General features: G+C 36.3%; 17 protein-coding genes. 9 read left to right on the forward strand and 8 right to left on the reverse strand.

The features are described from left to right. Positions 1-4: 4 nt before the first annotated feature. Entirely contained in the window at positions 5-1,291 is a 1,287-nt protein-coding gene (gene hemA, locus V7S79_RS10160) for a glutamyl-tRNA reductase (RefSeq protein ID WP_459490480.1), read from the reverse strand. A gap of 109 nt (positions 1,292-1,400) precedes the next feature. On the opposite strand from hemA, the gene V7S79_RS10165 reads away from it, so the two are divergent. From V7S79_RS10165 to V7S79_RS10195, 7 genes are read left to right on the forward strand one after another with little or no spacing between them, the layout of a single operon-like run. Continuing rightward, the gene (locus tag V7S79_RS10165; RefSeq protein ID WP_459490481.1) at positions 1,401-2,225 is read left to right on the forward strand and encodes an SDR family oxidoreductase; all 825 of its coding nucleotides are present in this window, start codon (positions 1,401-1,403) and stop codon (positions 2,223-2,225) included. Positions 2,226-2,230: 5 nt separating this feature from the next. Then, complete coding sequence (locus V7S79_RS10170; RefSeq protein ID WP_459490482.1) at positions 2,231-3,202, forward strand: YheT family hydrolase; 972 nt, start codon at positions 2,231-2,233, stop codon at positions 3,200-3,202. Positions 3,203-3,219: 17 nt separating this feature from the next. Then, a complete protein-coding gene (gene serA / locus V7S79_RS10175) occupies positions 3,220-5,130 on the forward strand; it encodes a phosphoglycerate dehydrogenase (RefSeq protein WP_459490483.1) in 1,911 nt (636 codons plus the stop codon). A gap of 1 nt (position 5,131) precedes the next feature. Beyond that, the gene (locus V7S79_RS10180) at positions 5,132-6,220 is read left to right on the forward strand and encodes an aminotransferase class V-fold PLP-dependent enzyme (RefSeq protein WP_459490484.1); all 1,089 of its coding nucleotides are present in this window, start codon (positions 5,132-5,134) and stop codon (positions 6,218-6,220) included. 12 nt (positions 6,221-6,232) lie between these two features. Continuing rightward, positions 6,233-7,225 carry a Gfo/Idh/MocA family protein gene (locus V7S79_RS10185; protein WP_459490485.1) on the forward strand — a complete coding sequence of 331 codons (993 nt, stop codon included), beginning with the start codon at positions 6,233-6,235 and terminating at the stop codon, positions 7,223-7,225. 12 nt (positions 7,226-7,237) lie between these two features. After that, entirely contained in the window at positions 7,238-7,891 is a 654-nt protein-coding gene (locus V7S79_RS10190; RefSeq protein WP_459490486.1) for a GDSL-type esterase/lipase family protein, read from the forward strand. Further along, entirely contained in the window at positions 7,872-8,606 is a 735-nt protein-coding gene (locus tag V7S79_RS10195; RefSeq protein WP_459490487.1) for an NUDIX hydrolase, read from the forward strand. The genes V7S79_RS10190 and V7S79_RS10195 overlap by 20 nt, the downstream gene beginning before the upstream one ends. A 120-nt stretch (positions 8,607-8,726) precedes the next feature. Here the strand turns inward: V7S79_RS10195 and V7S79_RS10200 are convergent, their stop codons facing one another. Further along, positions 8,727-9,167 (reverse strand): NUDIX domain-containing protein, encoded by a 441-nt coding sequence (locus V7S79_RS10200; RefSeq protein WP_459490488.1) that lies wholly within the window; start codon positions 9,165-9,167, stop codon positions 8,727-8,729. Between the two features lie 41 nt (positions 9,168-9,208). Between V7S79_RS10200 and V7S79_RS10205 the strand changes: the two genes are divergently transcribed. Together V7S79_RS10205 and V7S79_RS10210 are read left to right on the forward strand one after the other, a co-directional pair. Next, positions 9,209-10,384 (forward strand): Nif3-like dinuclear metal center hexameric protein, encoded by a 1,176-nt coding sequence (locus V7S79_RS10205; protein WP_459490489.1) that lies wholly within the window; start codon positions 9,209-9,211, stop codon positions 10,382-10,384. 41 nt (positions 10,385-10,425) lie between these two features. Next, complete coding sequence (locus V7S79_RS10210) at positions 10,426-11,259, forward strand: zinc ribbon domain-containing protein (RefSeq protein WP_459490490.1); 834 nt, start codon at positions 10,426-10,428, stop codon at positions 11,257-11,259. 178 nt (positions 11,260-11,437) lie between these two features. Here the strand turns inward: V7S79_RS10210 and accD are convergent, their stop codons facing one another. The 6 genes from accD to V7S79_RS10240 all read right to left on the reverse strand — a co-directional run bounded on the left by accD (position 11,438) and on the right by V7S79_RS10240 (position 17,483). Then, positions 11,438-12,280, reverse strand: coding sequence for an acetyl-CoA carboxylase, carboxyltransferase subunit beta (gene accD, locus V7S79_RS10215; RefSeq protein WP_459490585.1), 843 nt, complete (start codon positions 12,278-12,280; stop codon positions 11,438-11,440). Between the two features lie 85 nt (positions 12,281-12,365). Then, complete coding sequence (locus V7S79_RS10220) at positions 12,366-15,014, reverse strand: T9SS type A sorting domain-containing protein (RefSeq protein WP_459490491.1); 2,649 nt, start codon at positions 15,012-15,014, stop codon at positions 12,366-12,368. 6 nt (positions 15,015-15,020) lie between these two features. Next, a complete protein-coding gene (locus V7S79_RS10225; RefSeq protein ID WP_459490492.1) occupies positions 15,021-15,683 on the reverse strand; it encodes an HAD family hydrolase in 663 nt (220 codons plus the stop codon). Further along, positions 15,683-16,444 (reverse strand): MBL fold metallo-hydrolase, encoded by a 762-nt coding sequence (locus tag V7S79_RS10230; RefSeq protein ID WP_459490586.1) that lies wholly within the window; start codon positions 16,442-16,444, stop codon positions 15,683-15,685. The genes V7S79_RS10225 and V7S79_RS10230 overlap by 1 nt, the downstream gene beginning before the upstream one ends. A gap of 13 nt (positions 16,445-16,457) precedes the next feature. After that, positions 16,458-16,826 carry a response regulator gene (locus V7S79_RS10235; RefSeq protein ID WP_459490493.1) on the reverse strand — a complete coding sequence of 123 codons (369 nt, stop codon included), beginning with the start codon at positions 16,824-16,826 and terminating at the stop codon, positions 16,458-16,460. Positions 16,827-16,967: 141 nt separating this feature from the next. Further along, complete coding sequence (locus V7S79_RS10240) at positions 16,968-17,483, reverse strand: DUF2911 domain-containing protein (RefSeq protein ID WP_459490494.1); 516 nt, start codon at positions 17,481-17,483, stop codon at positions 16,968-16,970. Positions 17,484-17,486: the final 3 nt, after the last annotated feature.

Consider the following 17,486-nt stretch of genomic DNA (forward strand, 5'->3'; position numbering starts at 1 on the left):
GATGTTAAGCTTTGCCTGAATCTTCTATTTCAGCGTATTGCTCTAAATTGAATAAATCATTCAAGGCATCTACCATTGAATCCGATTCACCTCTTTTACAAGCTGCTTTTAGGTGAATGATGGGTTGCTTGATGATTTTTTGTACCAAACTAGCTGTGATTTTTTCTAGCTTGTCGATTTCCTCCTGAGATAATCCTTTAAGATGGCGGTTGATTTCCTCTTTTCGGATTTGTTCCAATGCATTTTTTAATTTATGAATGGTTGGAGAAACTTCCATTTCCTTGGACCAATCATTGAAACTATAAATGCTTTCTTCAATGATTTGATGTACTTGCGGAACAGAAGCTAAACGAGTTTGTAAAGCCTGATCTGCTCTTTCTTTTAAGGTATCAATGTTATACAATAAAACTCCACTGATTTTTTCAATTCCTTCGTCAATACTTCTAGGAACCGATAAATCGATGAAATATTTGAAAGAAAGCAATTGTATTTTCTTTAATTCTTCTTGCGTAATAATCGGCTCGTTGGTTCGAACAGAAGAAATGATGATGTCCGCTTTCGCAATTTCTTCCCAAAGATTTTCATATTTGGCTACACGAAACGATTTGCCCTGAGCCACTTTTTCTGCTTTCTCCAAAGTCCGATTCATGATCGTAATTTCAGCGAAATCTTTGTCTTCCTCCATGTTTTTGCAAACATCAAGACCAATTTCTCCCAAACCCAAAATTAAAATTTTTGGTGCAGCGATGGATTGAGATAATTCTTCTGCCAATGCCACTGTCGCATAAGATACAGATGCTGCGCCATCCCTAAAGGAGGTTTCTTGTGCAACACGTTTGTTGGCATAAAAAATGGTATGCATCAAACGATGTAAATACGGCCCAGCTAAATTTAAATCGGCAGATTGTTGATAAGCCTTTTTAATTTGATTAGGGATTTGCAAATCTCCAACCACTTTCGACTGTAAACCAGTGGCTACTTCAAATAAATGCTGCAATGATTCATTGGTTTCATTTGCCAAATGGAAATGATTGGAATACTCAGTTTGATCTGAAAGCCCTTTTTCTGCTAACAATTGTTTGACTAAATCACTTGAAACATTTTCGTTCGAAGTGTAGTACATTTCCGTTCGGTTGCACGTAGATATAATGAGTAATTCGTTTAAGCCGAATTGCTCTTTACATTTTAACGCGAAGTTTTTGCTTTCTTCTTCATTCAAAGCTACTTGCTCACGAATCGTGAGAGGGGCAGTTCGATGTGAAATACTAACAGACTTTAACGGAATACTCATTCTTTTTTTTTCGACAGAAAATAATGCACAAAAGTACTACGCAATTCTTTATTTTTACACTGTCTTGAAAAGAAAATCGTAATTTAGACCAAGTTTAAATTGAATAGTTATGCAGTTTCAAAATAAAACAATATTTATCAGTGGTGGATCCCGAGGAATTGGGTTGGAAATCGCAAAAAAACTAGCTAGTCAAGGGGCTAATATTGTCATCGCTGCAAAAACCGCAGAACCTCATCCTAAATTACCAGGTACCGTTTTTACTGCTGCTGCTGAGATAGAAGCATTGGGTGGAAAGGCATTGGCTTGTGTGGTGGATATTCGAGATGAAGAGCAGGTTAAAAATGCGGTTCAAATGGCTGTGGAGAAATTTGGAGGAATAGATATTTTGATCAATAATGCTTCAGCAATTCAATTGACGGGCACTTTAGAAACTTCCATGAAAAAATATGATTTGATGAATCAGGTCAATGTGCGTGGAACTTATTTATGTTCGCAGGCTTGTTTGCCCTATTTGTTGAAGGCTGATAATCCGCATGTATTAACACTTTCGCCACCTTTGAATTTTGAAGCAAGATGGTTTAAAAACCACACGGCATATTCCATCGCTAAATTTGGTATGTCATTATGTACCTTAGGAATGTCGGCAGAATTTAAAGGAAAAGTAGCATTCAATTCACTTTGGCCAAAAACAATCATCGCTACTTCTGCGATTGAATTTGCCATTGGTAGTGCTGAAATTTTCAACCAAGCTAGAAATGCGCGTATTATGGCGGATGCTACATTTGAAATTTTGTCGGAAAATCACCGAGAGGTAACGGGTCATTATTTTATAGATGAAGATATTTTGCGTCAAAAAGGATATACGGATTTTGATCAATATAAGATGAATCCACAGACTAAAGATGAAGAATTGATTCCCGACTTTTTTATTTAATATTCGTGCCAAATATTGCAAATTCAGATACTTTTCGCTCGCCATTTTGGTTAAAAGGCGCACATGCCCAAAGTATTTATCCCGCACTTTTTCGAAAAGTCGATTTGATGAATCCTTTGGAAGAACGCTTGGTTTTACCAGATGGAGATTTTTTGGATCTTGATTGGTACACCGAAAAAGTGCCCATTGGTGATCGACCGCTGTTGATTGTTTCTCATGGCTTGGAGGGAAATAGTAAACGTCAATATGTGACAGGTTTAGTAAAGACTTTTATTGCACAAGGTTATCAAGCTTTGGCGTGGAACTATCGAAGTTGTTCAGGTGAGCCCAATAAATCATTGCGTTTTTATCATTCTGGTGCCACAGATGATTTAGAGCTTGTTATTCAGCATGCTATTCAAAAAGGCGCCAATCAAATATATTTGGCAGGTTTTAGTTTGGGTGGGAACCTGACATTAAAATGGCTGGGAGAAAAAGGACAAAATCCTCCTGCTTCTATTCGAAAAGCTGTAGCATTTTCCGTACCTTTGCATCTTTCTAGCAGTAGTCGAACGTTGGCTCGCTGGGATAATGGGATTTACACTTCACGTTTTTTACAAACACTCTTAGAAAAAGTTAAAGAAAAGTCTGCGAGATACCCTCAAGATATCACGCCTGCTATGCTTTCCAACATTCGAAGTTTGTTTGATTTTGATAACGTGATCACAGGTCCTTTACACGGGTTTAAAGATGCAGAAGATTATTATCAGCAATCCAGTTCATTGTATTTTTTAGATAAGATCCATGTGCCAACCCTTATAGTAAACGCAAAAAACGACCCATTTTTGTCGCCAGCATGTTTCCCCAAAGAGCTTGTTGCTCAGTTAGAACATGTATTTCTAGAAATTCCAGAAGAAGGCGGACATTGTGGATTTTATCCAAGTTCTTACCAAGGACAATTGTGGTCTGAAAAGCGTGCTCAAAATTGGTTGATGTAAGTATTGAATATAAAATTATGCCTAATAAACAGACAGAAACTTTGAATATTGTCATTGATTTTGACAGTACCTTCACGAAAGTAGAGGGTTTAGACGAATTAGCTCGTATCGCATTACATGGAAGTCCGAAACAAGCTGAAATTGTAGGGAAAATACATGATATTACTGAAAAAGGAATGACAGGTTCTATTTCTTTTGCAGATTCATTGCGTGAAAGAGTGGCGCTTTTGTCGGCAAATAAAGGTCATGTCGAAGAGTTGGTTGCATTTTTGAAAGGTAAAATTTCAGATTCTTTTAACAGAAATAAAGAGTTTATTGCAGAATATGCCGATCGAATTTTAATTGTTTCTAGTGGTTTCAAAGATTTTATTGTACCTGTTGTTAGTGAATTAGGTATTGCAGAGGAAAACGTTTTTGCCAATACGTTTACTTACGACGGCGAAGGAAATATCACCGGCTATGATCACCATAACCTATTATCTCAAGATAAAGGAAAGGTGAGTTTGTTGCAATCGCTTTCTTTGGAAGGTGAAATTTTTGTGATCGGTGATGGCTATACGGATTATGAATTAAGAGAAGCTGGCTTGGCAAATAAGTTTTTTGCTTTTACGGAAAACGTATCAAGAAAAGCTGTGACTGACAAAGCGGATTTTATCGTACCTTCTTTGGATGAATTTTTATATATCAATGGATTGAGTCGAGCTCAATCATATCCTAAATCAAGAATCAAGGTTTTATTGTTAGAAAATGTTCATCCGAATGCGGTGAATGCATTTAAAAAAGAAGGCTTTCAAGTTGAATTATTGAAAGGAGCTTTGGATGAAGCAGAATTGATTGAGAAAATCAAAGATGTTTCCATTTTAGGATTGCGTTCAAAAACCAATTTGACAAAAAAGGTATTGGAGCACCCGAATGCAGCTAGATTGATGTGTGTAGGGGCATTTTGTATTGGAACCAATCAAGTTGATTTAGCCGAGTGTGAAAAGCGTGGTATCGCTGTCTTTAATGCTCCTTATTCTAATACCCGAAGTGTGGTAGAACTTTCTATCGGATTAATGGTGATGTTGACGCGTGATATTTTTGAGAAATCAAATAAAATGCATGCTGGTGTTTGGGATAAATCTGCTACGAATTCTTTTGAGATCAGAGGTAAAAAATTGGGTTTAGTGGGATATGGAAATATCGGGACTCAAATTTCTGTCATTGCAGAAGCTCTAGGAATGGAGGTTTATTTTTATGATACTGTCGACAAATTGGCTTTGGGTAATGCCAAGAAATGCAATACTATGAAAGAGTTATTGTCTTTGGCTGACTTTGTGAGTTTGCACGTAGATGGTAGAAAATCCAATACGAATATCATAGGTAAAGAGCAATTTTCTTGGATGAAAGACAATGTGATTTTCTTGAATTTATCGAGAGGACATGTCGTAGAAATTCCTGCTTTGGTGGAGGCCTTAAAATCAGGTAAGGTTTGGGGTGCTGCAGTTGACGTATTCCCTTATGAGCCTAAAACAAATGATGAGGAATTTATCAATGAATTGAGAGGATTGCGCAATGTGATTTTAACTCCGCACATTGGAGGTTCTACGGAAGAAGCTCAAGCTAATATTGGGGAATTTGTTCCGTCCAAATTGTTGCAATTCATGAACAATGGAAGCACGTATGGTTCCGTGAATTTCCCTGAATTACAATTGCCTCCTTTGGAAGATGCTCACCGATTATTGCATATCCATCATAATATGCCAGGTATTTTGGCAAAAATCAATAACGTTTTTGCAAAATATCATGTCAATATTATCGGTCAATATTTGAAAACAACGGAAAAAACGGGATACGTGATTACGGATGTTGCTAAGGAATATTCGGAAGAAATTGTCAATGAATTAAAATTGATTGAAAACACAATCAAGTTTAGAATGTTATATTAAAATGAATACACAAAATCCCGTTTTCTTTACACCAGGTCCAGCAGCATTGTTTCCAACAGTTCAAGGACATTATGAAGAAGCATTTCGTCAGAATTTAGGTTCCATTTCTCACCGTTCTGCAGCTTTTAGAAAAATCTATCAGCATACGGATGAGCAGTTACGCCAGTTGTTTCAATTGCCTAAAGAAAACGCGATTTTATTTACAGGTTCTGCGACAGAAGTGTGGGAAAGAGTCATCATGAATACCGTTGAACATGAGAGTTTTCATTTAGTGAATGGTTCATTTTCAACGAAATTTTACAATTTTGCTCAAGAACTTCACAAATTTGCCCATTGCTTGAAAAAACCATTTGGTGAAGGTTTTGATGCATCAGAAATTGAAGTTCCAGAATATGCTGAATTAATTTGTTGCACAACTAACGAAACGAGTTCAGGTGTTCAAATGACGGCAAAGGAAATTCACAAAGTGAAAAAAGCCAATAAAGATAAGTTTGTTGTGGTAGATATGGTTTCTTCTGCACCTTATACCAACTTGGATTTTAATTTAGTAGATTCTGCTTTTTTCTCTGTTCAAAAAGCGTTCGGGATGCCTGCAGGTTTAGGCGTTTGGATTGCCAACGAAGCAATTTTGGAGAAATCGGTAAGAATGAAAAAGCATGAGGGAGTTATTGGAACTTATCATTCATTGCCTAGCCTTTGGGAGAATTACAAGAATTTTGAAACTCCAGAAACACCTAATGTGATGGGAATTTATGTACTTGGAAAAGTTGCAGAAGATTTCAATAAAATAGGAGTGGATGTAATGAGAAAAGAGACGGATAAAAAGGCAAAAGCATTGTATGATTTTGCTCAAAAATCTGCTCAATATGATATTTTTGTTGAAAATGAGTCGCACCGCTCTGCTACCGTGGTGGTGTTGAATTGCAAAGAATCTGCTAGTTCTGTGATCCAAAAAGTAAAAGAAAAATCAGGAATGATTGTTGGTTCAGGATATGGAAAAATGAAAGAAACGCAAATTAGAATTGCGAATTTTCCTGCGGTAAATTTGGAGCAAGTTCAGCAATTGATTGAGACGTTAAACACTATTTAATTATTATAAAACATGGAAATTACATCACCCATTCGTTGGGGTATTTTGGCGTGCGGTGGAATTGCCCGCAAATTTGCAGATGATTTAAGCTTTGTTAAAGACGGATATTTAGCCGCAGTTTCTTCACGAGATTTAGGTCGTGCCAAAGAATTTGCTTCGCATTATGGAGAAAACGTGAAGGCCTATGGTTCATACGAAGAAATGTTGGCTAGTGGTGAAATTGATGTCGTATACATCGCTTCTCCTCACGGTTTACATCATGAACATACTTTATTGTGTTTAGAAGCCGGTATTCCCGTTTTGTGTGAAAAGGCTTTTGCGATTAATTCAAAGCAGGTTCGTGAAATGGTGGAAATGGCGCAAGCCAAAAAAATCTATTTAATGGAAGCTTTGTGGACAAGATTTCATCCTTCGATCGCAAAAGTGTTGGAAATTTTGAAAAGTGGAGCCATTGGAGAAGTTGTTCATTTAGTAGCTGATTTTGGCTTTAAGGCAGATTATATTCCTGAAGCAAGATGGTTTAATCCAGCTTTGACCGGAGGTTCACTGCTAGATATAGGAATTTATCCCTTATTTATTTCCAAATTGATTTTAGGTCTACCTCAAGAGCTGAAAGCAACAGGTACGTTTGCACCAACAGGCGTAGATATGAATTGCTCTATTTCTGCCAAATATGCTTCTGGTGCAACTTCTAGTTTGTTTTCTACTTTCGCAGCGCAAACGGATACGACTTGTACTATTTATGGTACATTAGGTAAAATCTTCATGCATTCTCGCTTCCACGAAACGAAAGGTTTGACTTTAGAAGTATATGGTCAGGAACCTGTAGTGATGGAAACTGAAAGGTTAGGCTGGGGTTATAGTTATGAAGCGGAGGCCGTACAAGCCGATTTAAGAGCTGGAAAATTACAAAACGACTGGATTTCTCATCAATATAGTTTAGAAATGATGGGATTGCTGGATGAAATACGAAGACAAATTGGATTGATTTATCCAAACGAATAAAAACCTATACGCATGAAAAATATTGTCATTTTATTGTTTTTATTCATTGCCCAAAGTGCATTTGGGCAGCATGCATTTGAAAAGGAAATCAACAGCTATGAAAAGCAAGATTCCATTTCGATGCCTAAAAAAAATCAAATTCTGTTTTTAGGTAGTTCAAGTTTTCGTCTTTGGAAAACCTTTGATCAAGATTTGAAAGGATTACCCGTTTTCAATAGAGGATTTGGAGGTTCTACCTTAGAAGATGCTTTGTATTATTTTGACAGAATGGTGGTTAAATACCAACCTTCTTGGATCTTCTTATACGAAGGAGACAACGATTTAGCCAAAGGGCAAAGTCCCGAATTTATCGAGAAAGAATTTGTTGAATTTTCTGATCGAGTAAAAAAACAAATGCCCAAAACCAAAATTGTTTTCGTTGCCGCTCGACCAAGTATTGCTCGTCAAGAAATGGTTGCAAAACAAAAGGATTTGAATGCCCGGATTGAAAATTGGGTAAAAGGGAAAAAGAATTTATTCTATTTGGATATGCATTCTCCTTTCTATTTATCGGATGGTAGTTTGATGCAAGATATTTTTGTCTCCGATAAGCTTCATTTGAATGAAAAGGGCTATGCTATTTTTGCTTCCCAAATAAGAACTTTTATTGAAACGAAGATTCGATAGAAACATGCCGAATACCAATTCATTAAACGCTGTATATTTGCCCTCTATTTCGGTAGATGGAGTTATTTTTGGTTTTCAACAAAATCAATTGAAAGTTCTTTTGTTGAAATTTCAAAATACCAACGTTTGGAGTCTATCTGGAGGTTTTGTGGGTTTAGAAGAAGATTTGGACAAAGCTGCTCAACGTATTTTAAAGGAGCGCACAGGTTTAAATGACCTCTATTTAGAGCAGTTTTATGTATTTGGGGATGTAAAAAGGAATGTCGGTGCACAAGAGGAACACCAACATATTAATCAAGCCCTCGGACGTAGCGAAGTTGACATGGCTTTTTTGTCAAAGCGCTATTTAACAGTAGGTTATTTTGCTTTGGTAGATATTAATAAAGTGAAAGTGACTCCTGGAGAAATGTCTGATCAAGCAAAGTGGTTTGATATTCATGAAATCCCTCCATTGTTTTTGGATCATAATTTAATCGTTCAAAAAGCTTTGGATCGACTACGGACAAATCTTGACGCTCAGTTATTGGCCTTCAATTTACTTCCAGAAACATTTACGATGTCTGATCTTCAGGTCGTTTATGAAACTATTTTGGATAAAAAACTGGTTCGTACCAATTTCCAAAGAAAGATTTTGAGTTTAGATATTTTAGATCGGATTGAAAAGAAATTTACCGGTGGAGCACACAAAGCACCCTATTTGTATCGGTTGAAATAGAAGTAAGAGGTAAGAGGTAATAGGTAATAGGTAAGTGTTATTAATTTTTAATTCTACATTTTTAATTCCTCTTACCTATTACCTCTTACCTCTTACCTCTTACCTCTTACCTCTTACCTCTCACTCTATCCAAGGTTGCTGAATTTTACCAATGTATTTTCCCGATTTTTGAAGAAAAATTAAATCTTGTAGTTCTTCTCCAACATTGGGGTACAAAAGATTTTTTGATATTTCAGCAATTGGCATCCAAATGATTTCTTTGGCAGTGGTTTCTTTTTCTTGTAAAATAGGAATTCCTGAAATGATTTTACCTTGAAAGATGATGTGCAAAGAGGCGGCTCTATTTTTAGAGGCGGGCATTTCCCCCATCAATAATAAGGCACCAACTTCTACTTCAATCGCTAATTCTTCTTGGCATTCTCTAACAATTGTTTCCGGAAATAATTCGCCTTCGTCTGGATTCCCGCCAGGTAAATTGTAAATTTCTTGGGATCCATACACATATTTCATGAGTAAAAGGTGGTCGTTTTCTATTATAACAAGTGCTGGTCTACAACGCATATTTGTAAATTAATTCAATCGAAAATTTATTTTTAATCAAAATGGAAGATGATACATTTAAATATACAATTATTTCAGTTCCATTTGAAAGAATTTTACCTTTGTGTCAAAATTTTATAGATATGACGATCAAAGATGTATGTGACAGCATGGAAAAGTGGGCTCCTTTGCAATGGCAAGAGTCTTACGATAATGCTGGTTTACTTGTAGGTAATAAATCGGAAAAAGTAAATGGGGTGTTGATTAGTTTGGATTGTACTGAAGAAGTAGTGGAAGAGGCAATTCAGGCGGGTTGTAATTTGATTATCGCGCATCATCCAATCGTATTTAAGGGTTTGAAGAGTTTTACAGGCAAAAATTATGTCGAGAGAACGGTCATCAAAGCCATTCAAAATAATGTGGCTATTTATGCTTCACATACAAATTTAGATCATGCCCCAAAAGGAGTTAGTTATCATTTAGCCCAAAAATTGGGTATTCAAAATGGTCGCATACTCAAGCCTTTTCAAGGAGCTTTGAAAAATTTAATCTATTATGTTCCCAAAAGTCACGAAGAGGTCGTAAGAACTGCTTTACATCAGGCGGGTGCAGGTAATATCGGAGAATATTCTTCTTGTAGTTTTCAAAGTGCAGGCTTGGGTCGATTTACCCCTTCGGATTCAGCAAATCCAACATTGGGGAAAGCTAATCAAGAAGAACAGGTGGAGGAATTAAAGGTTGAAATGATATTCCCTCAACATTTGGAAGCGAGTATTTTACAAGCGTTACATCAAGCTCATCCTTATGAGGAAATTGCATATTCCATCATAGGTTTAGATAATACGTGGAAAGAAGTTGGATCAGGATATATTGGTAGCTTGCCAAAGGCATTGCCTACTTCGGATTTTCTTCAATATTTGAAAGAACATTTAGAATTACCCATGGTTCGATTTACTGCTACGAAGAAGGATTTAATAGAAACCGTTGCCGTATGTGGGGGAGCAGGAAGTTTTTTAATTTCAGAGGCAAAAAGACAAAAAGCGGATGCATATATTTCTGCGGATATCAAATATCACGAGTTTTTTGATGCAGAAAATGAATGTTTAATTTGTGATATCGGACATTATGAATCAGAAGTTATGATAAAGGAAGCGATTCATGAATATTTATCAAATATTTTTAGTACTTTTGCAGTTCTGAAAAGCAAAACCCTGACTAATCCAGTCGGTTATGCTTAAGAAAAAGAGAGGTTAAACACTTTCAAAACGTAACAATAATAATGGCTACAGCTACCGAAACTACGATTGCCCAAAAGTTAGAAGCATTATTAAAGCTTCAAACAATAGATTCAGCCTTAGATAATATCAAAAAAGTACGAGGAGATTTACCTGAAGAGGTACGCGATTTGGAAGATGAGATTGCGGGTTTACAAACTCGTTTGGCGAAATTCCAGTCTGAAGTTGATAATTTTGAAACACAAATTTCCAACTATCGTAATTCTAAGAAAGATTCTGAGAAATTAATCGCGAAGTATAAGGAACAACAAATGAATGTTCGCAATAACCGTGAGTTTGAAGCAATTTCTAAAGAAATAGAGCTTCAAGGTCTTGAAATGGAAATTGCTGATAAGAGAATCAAGGAAATTGATTTCAAAATCTTGAATAAGAATGATGAAATCGCTGGAGTTGAATCTAATTTATTTGAGCGTTCTAAAGATTTAGAATTAAAGAAAAAAGAATTAGAAGTAATTATTGCAGAAAGCGAAGAAGATGAGCAAAAGTCTTTGAAAGATAGAGAAAAGGCTTTGAAATCTGTTGATGCAAGATTATTGAAATCTTATGATAAATTACGCGGTAATGCTAGAAATGGTCTTGCTGTAGTAATGGTGAAGCGTGGAGCTTGTGGTGGCTGTTTTAGTTCAGTACCTCCTCAACGCCAAACAGATATCAAGGACAAGAAAAAATTATTAGTTTGCGAGCATTGTGGTCGTATTTTCGCTGGTGTAGAAGATGTTATTCCTCCTCCAGAAAAAGAGAAAAAGACTCGTGTAACAAAGGCTTCTTTAGCCGCTGCTGCAGCTGCTCTTGCTGCTGCTGCTCCAAGCGCAGAGTAATCTAAAGTTTATCGAAATAAAAAAGGCTGATCGAAAGATTAGCCTTTTTTATTTAATTAAAAAATGTAGAATTAAAAATTTAGAATGTAGAATTTAGAATGTAGAATGTAGAATTTATTACCTTTTACCTTTTACCTTTTACCTCTTACCTCTTACCTTTTACCTCTTACCTCTTACCTCATTTCAACATCCCTATCAAGGAAGTTAATTTATCTTTTAAATCTTTTCTGTCTACAATAAAATCAAGGAATCCATGTTCTAAAACGAAATCTGCACTTTGGAATCCTTTGGGAAGATCTTTACCAATGGTTTCACGAATAACGCGTGGTCCAGCAAAACCGATTAAAGCACCAGGCTCAGCAATGTTGAAATCGCCTAACATCGCAAAAGAAGCTGTTACACCTCCAGTGGTTGGATCCGTCAATAATGAAATGTAAGGTATTTTAGCTTCTGCTAACAAGGCTAAACGAGCAGAAGTTTTTGCCATTTGCATCAAGGAAAATCCTGCTTCCATCATACGTGCACCTCCAGAACGAGAAATCATTAAAAAGGGTTGCTTATGTTCCAAAGAATAGTCAATCGCTCTTGAAATTTTTTCTCCAACCACAGAACCCATTGATCCACCAATGAATGAAAAATCCATGGCTGCAATCGTAATCGGATGTCCATTCATTTCACCATGTGCTGAACGAACGGCATCTTTCAGCCCTGTTTTTAATTCAGTAGCCTTGATTCTGTCTGTGTATTTTTTTGTATCAGTAAATTCAAGTGGATCACCTGAACCCATCATTGGGTCAATCTCTGTGTACTTTGTTTGGTCAAATAATAATTCAAAATATTCTTGAGAACCAATTTTCTCGTGATAATTACAATTTGAACATGTATAAGCAAACAATCGATGCTCTCTGGTGTGTAATGCTTTTTTACAAGAGGGACATTGATACCAAAGTCCATCTGGAGCCTCTCTTTTAAATTCAGTAGGGGTTTGAATCCCTTTATCTTTTCTTGTGTACCAAGACATAATCGTATAGTTTTTCCCTTTTAAAAAGAACGGGTTACAAAGATAAGTAAAATCAATTGCTTCAAAAATACTAAATGCAATCTCTTTATTTGACAATAAACATTCTTCGGACATAACTTTGTCCATTTACTTGTACTTCGATAAAATAAATACCATTGCTTAAATGTTGGAAGGAGTAATTTTTCTCAAAATAAGCATTATTAATTTCAACCTGATCTATACTCAACTCTCTTCCTTGTATGTCCCTCACAAATATGAGTGCATTTTTGGATGTAACATCTTTGAATTCTAGTTCTAATCGATATTCACCAGCATTCGGATTGGGAAAAAGGTTGATGCCTATTTCTTTGGGCTCTTCAGCTTTTGCTAAAATGATATCATTTATCGTTTTTTTAGGCCCCTGAATGTTTAAATCTTCAACGCTCCAACCCCAACCATTGGCACCAACATCTGCATGTAAACGGAATCTAAGAATTACCTGGTCACCTGCTTTGAAATAACCACTTTCAAGGATGTCTATTTCATGCGATTTATATAAATCGGGCGTTGCCTTGGCTGTTGAATTGCCCAATTTATCAAATGACTTATTCCAAGTACTTAACCAAATGGATTCTTTTCGAGCATCCCAACCATCGCTTAAATTCACCCATGTTTTACCAAAATCCCTTGAACCTTGTACAATGACATAATCAAAAAAGCTGCGATTAATCGTCCCATCTGAATTTAAAAAGTTTTCACCAGTGTCACCAGGTTCAACCAAGGCAATTTCTTTGAAATAAATTTTGGAAGTATCTGATCTAACAGTGATGGGTTTTAAAAGGACCGCATCGTTGTTGGTAAACTTATCCTCTCCAGCAGTGCCATTTTCAAAATCTTCCGCACCATCTGCATAGGGGTGGGCTGAGTTTAAACTCAATGAGTTTAATCCCGAAGCCTGAGAAATGCTAAATCCCTTCAAATAAAAATCAGAAAAGGGGCCATTGTTGAAGGTCGTACTATATTCTTTTACTGCACTTTGCAAATTGATGACACTGATGTCGTAATTGCCAGTGCTTGGACTGTACACATAATTGGGGATTTTGGCTTTGTCTTTGACGACAATTCGATATTTAATGATATCTCCCGCTTTCAGTTGTCCTTGACTGAATTTAAATGCATTGGTATAAGCAAATTCCTCTGACAATGATTTTTTTAAACCTTGACGAATAACAGAACCATTATTGATGGAATATTCCATGTAAACAGTATCTACTCCAATATTGTCATCTGCATATAAGGTTGGCAAAGGGACGTCCAATTCAATGGGAAATATGTATTTCACTGGATTTGCGTAAACAACCGTGGGCTTTGCTGTATCTTTTTCTACAATATTGACATCATAAAAACTGCCCCATTTTGTTCCTGCTATAATTGGAGCTTCTGCGGGAGTCGTATATTTTTTACCTGCGACATCATTGATGGTCCAATAATAAGAAACGGTTTTAGATGTACTTGTTTTAGGTAAAGTGACTTGATATGTATTAGTAGCTATTTTCTTTGGAGTGTAGGCGACAGCGCTTGTAATAGATGAATTAACAGCTATCATCAATTTGAAACTTGATTCGTCAATCAATGTATCAGAAAAAACCTTAGCTTCAAAAATAAAATCCTTGCCTATTTCTTCCGTATCCTTGTATTGTTGAGTAATGATATTGGTCGATTTCCAACCGAAATCCGCAAAGGCAGATGAAACAATGGGGCCAATAGACCTTGTAATTTCGCCCTGTGCAATAAAGGGTGTCATCAAGGCATTAGGATCTCCAACAGGATAAGTGTATTGGTCCACATGGTAGATGCTTGATCCTGCATTGAAAGTAGTTGGAGAATATAAATAGGCTTTTTTTGGAACGTTTTTATTAATTGTCGGAGAACTTAGTATTAAATTTTGAGAGGTAGTAATTTGTGTTTTTAAAGCTGTGGATGGATTTTTGTACACTGTCGTGTCGGTCAATGAAGTACCTTTGGTATTCGTAATGAATTGATCAAATATTTCAGCCGCACTATACTCCGCACTTGTTCCTGCTGCATCTACATCAATTTGCCCGATGAATCCAAGCCCATGACCCATTTCATGTAAAACGACAGAATACAAATCTATTTCACCATCTGTGGAGCTTGGTTTTGAGGGTAATTTCGGCAAACCTGTACCTATGTACCAAGAGGGATAATCCTGACTAAACGTAGCAACGATATCTGGCGAGTCTCCATTTAAATTAGTATGAGCCATTTTTTCTGCCAATGCGATAGGGTAATAGGTATTTAAACGAGTCGCACCAATAAAATTTCTCACATGTGCGGTAGCTCCAGCTCTACCCAAGATGTTTTTTCCCAAAGAAGCCCATTGCACCAATACATGAATGGGTACATCAGAACTTATTAAATTAGACCAAGTTTCTGCCGCTTTTTCAAAAATAGCTTTGACATTACTTGGAGGTGTTGTTTGAAAAGTAAGTATGATTTGTGCCTTAGCTTCGCTTTGTTGGGTCGAAAATATGGCTTTTTTTGATACTTCGTTCCATTCAGCGATGATTTTCGATTGGTATCCTTCAGGGATTTTCCTTTCTTCACCTTCGTAAAAACTAGGAGCATAATCCACAATCATTTTCCCTGGTATCATATCCATTTTGGCCTTTTTCTGTGCGAAAAGGGTGGGAGCAAATAAGAATACAAAGAAAATAATCGATAAAGATTTCATATCAATTTATGAACGGTTTAAATAGGCTTGTATTTTTTCGAATAAGCCAATGAAATTAGGTGCCTGAATTTGGGTATGAGCAAGTTCCTCTTGTGTATGTGAAGTCGTGATACCAACCACATTCATACCTGCCGATTGACCTGATTTTATGCCTTGAAGAGAATCTTCAATGACCCAGCATTCGCTATATTTAACCCCTAATTTATCAGCAGCTTTTAAATAAATTTCAGGATCTGGCTTGCCTTTTTTTACTTCTCCACCTCCCACAATTACTTGAAAATAATCTCTGATTCCCAATCCATCTACAATAAAATCAATATTTCCTTGTCCAGCAGAAGTCGCTAAAGCGCATAAAATATGTTCCGATTTTAATTGATCTAAAAAAGTGATAAGTCCATCTGCTGCTTTGCGAAAGTCTTTGTAAAAATCTCGGTAAATCTTTTCTTTTTCTTCTTCCAAAAGGTATAATTCCTCTCCAGCCATTTCTCGCTTATAAAAATATTCAAACGTGTCTTTCGAGTTCATCCCGTTTAATTCCTTGTAGAATAAATCACGTGTCAAAGGAATACCTTTTCTTTCACAAAACAATAGCCATGCATCGACGTGATAAGGTAGATTATCTACAATGACACCATCCATGTCAAACAAAATTGCTTTTAAATCATTCATTATAAATTAATTTCTAAACCATCGTATGCTAAATAAACGTTGGCCGGTAATTCCTTTTGAACTTCCGATTGAAGTCCCATTTGATGACTAATGTGTGTAATATATGCCTGCTCAGGTTTGATTTTCTGAATGATTTCCAAGGCCTCTTCCAAAGTAAAATGGCTCACATGGCTTGTTTTTCTTAAGGCATTAATGACCAGAACTTTGGATCCTTTTATTTTTTCTAATTCTGGATCGGAAATAGCATTGGCATCTGTGATATAAGTAAAGTCGTTGATTCGATAACCAAAAACATCCAAGAAAAAATGCTTTACAAGAATGGGTAAAAATGGAATTCCATTTATTTCAAACGCCTGGTTTTCAATTTCAGTTACCTCAATCTCGGGTACACCCGGATATTTATTTTCGTCAAAAGCATAAGCAAATTCACGCTTTAATTGCTCAATGACATTTTTTTGGGCGTATAATGGAATGGAAGATTTTTGTGCATAATTAAAGCCTCTTACATCATCCATTCCAGCGGTATGGTCTTTGTGTTCGTGCGTATAAATGATGGCATCTAGCCGTTTGATGCCTGCTCTTAAAACTTGTTGTCTAAAATCAGGTCCAGTATCGATGATAAAACTTTTGCCGTTTGTTTCGATATGCATAGAAACACGTAGGCGCTTATCACGAGAATCTGTCGATTGGCAAACTTCACATTCACAAGCAATCATCGGAATCCCTTGCGAGGTTCCAGTTCCGAGAAAGGTGACTTTCATCGGATGCATATAATTATTCTGTTAAAGCTTTTACTTGCGTAACTAAGGCGTCAAAATTCAAAGGCTTTGCTAAAAAATCATCAAATCCTGCTGCTTTGAAATCTTCCATTGTGTAATTTCTTGCGTTACCTGTGATTGCAATCATCGGAATTTTAGCTTTTTTGGCATCAGATAATGCTCTTACGGCTCTTGCACATTCCATGCCATCCATCACAGGCATATTTATGTCTAATAAAATAATATCAAAATCAGCCTTAGCTAATTCATCCAAGACTTGTTGACCATTTTTAACTGCATGAATTTCAAAATTTTGAAATTCTAAAATTTTCTTAGCTAAATTTTGAATAACTGAACTATCCTCTGCGATTAATACTTTTTTCATATACCTAAAATTTGAGATTTAACCTTTGGGTTTTTTGCAAAACGAAGTAAAAATAGCCAAAGCATTCAGTATTTCAAACGAATTTTTGACAATAAAAAAAAGCGGCACCTTTCGGCACCGCTTTTAGGAAAGTTTTTCGATTTATTTTACATAAAAAGAAGTAGAAGTTTTGTCCCAAGCAATTTTTACTTGTCCAGAAGGTGAAACACTAATTGTCATCATTTCTGTCGAGGCTGATTCTGAACTAGCTTTTGCACTTACTCGCAAAGCATCTTTTGCAGCAGAATACGTGTAAGCTCCCCACATTTTTGAATCGTTATTGAAAATGATGGTCCAGTCGCTTTCTCCAGGAATTGTTAAAAGAGAGTAAACACCTTTTGCCAAGGTTTTTCCTTGAATAGTGACGTCTTTCGAAAATTCGATGGTAGTAGCTTCGTTAGCACCTGTTCTCCAAACTTCGCCATAGGGAACTAGGGCTTTTTGCTCTTTTGTACCAAATACCAAACGGCCTTTTACTGAGGGCTGAGCGTATTTAATCATCACTTCTACATCACCTACTTTTTGTTTAACAACGGCAGGAGGAGAAGCTACTGGCTTTTGTTGAGCCAAAACAGAGAAACTTAATAATGTTGTAAGAAGGAATAATAACTTTTTCATGGT

The organism is Aquirufa sp. ROCK-SH2, assembly GCF_054558315.1.

Bases quoted from the DNA above. Each gene is read 5' to 3' on its own strand.
- hemA (WP_459490480.1), bottom strand. From the start codon at position 1,291: ATGAGTATTCCGTTAAAGTCTGTTAGTATTTCACATCGAACTGCCCCT.
- V7S79_RS10165 (WP_459490481.1), top strand. From the start codon at position 1,401: ATGCAGTTTCAAAATAAAACAATATTTATCAGTGGTGGATCCCGAGGA.
- serA (WP_459490483.1), top strand. From the start codon at position 3,220: ATGCCTAATAAACAGACAGAAACTTTGAATATTGTCATTGATTTTGAC.
- V7S79_RS10180 (WP_459490484.1), top strand. From the start codon at position 5,132: ATGAATACACAAAATCCCGTTTTCTTTACACCAGGTCCAGCAGCATTG.
- V7S79_RS10185 (WP_459490485.1), top strand. From the start codon at position 6,233: ATGGAAATTACATCACCCATTCGTTGGGGTATTTTGGCGTGCGGTGGA.
- V7S79_RS10190 (WP_459490486.1), top strand. From the start codon at position 7,238: ATGAAAAATATTGTCATTTTATTGTTTTTATTCATTGCCCAAAGTGCA.
- V7S79_RS10200 (WP_459490488.1), bottom strand. From the start codon at position 9,167: ATGCGTTGTAGACCAGCACTTGTTATAATAGAAAACGACCACCTTTTA.
- V7S79_RS10205 (WP_459490489.1), top strand. From the start codon at position 9,209: ATGGAAGATGATACATTTAAATATACAATTATTTCAGTTCCATTTGAA.
- V7S79_RS10210 (WP_459490490.1), top strand. From the start codon at position 10,426: ATGGCTACAGCTACCGAAACTACGATTGCCCAAAAGTTAGAAGCATTA.
- accD (WP_459490585.1), bottom strand. From the start codon at position 12,280: ATGTCTTGGTACACAAGAAAAGATAAAGGGATTCAAACCCCTACTGAA.
- V7S79_RS10220 (WP_459490491.1), bottom strand. From the start codon at position 15,014: ATGAAATCTTTATCGATTATTTTCTTTGTATTCTTATTTGCTCCCACC.
- V7S79_RS10225 (WP_459490492.1), bottom strand. From the start codon at position 15,683: ATGAATGATTTAAAAGCAATTTTGTTTGACATGGATGGTGTCATTGTA.
- V7S79_RS10230 (WP_459490586.1), bottom strand. From the start codon at position 16,444: ATGAAAGTCACCTTTCTCGGAACTGGAACCTCGCAAGGGATTCCGATG.
- V7S79_RS10235 (WP_459490493.1), bottom strand. From the start codon at position 16,826: ATGAAAAAAGTATTAATCGCAGAGGATAGTTCAGTTATTCAAAATTTA.
- V7S79_RS10240 (WP_459490494.1), bottom strand. From the start codon at position 17,483: ATGAAAAAGTTATTATTCCTTCTTACAACATTATTAAGTTTCTCTGTT.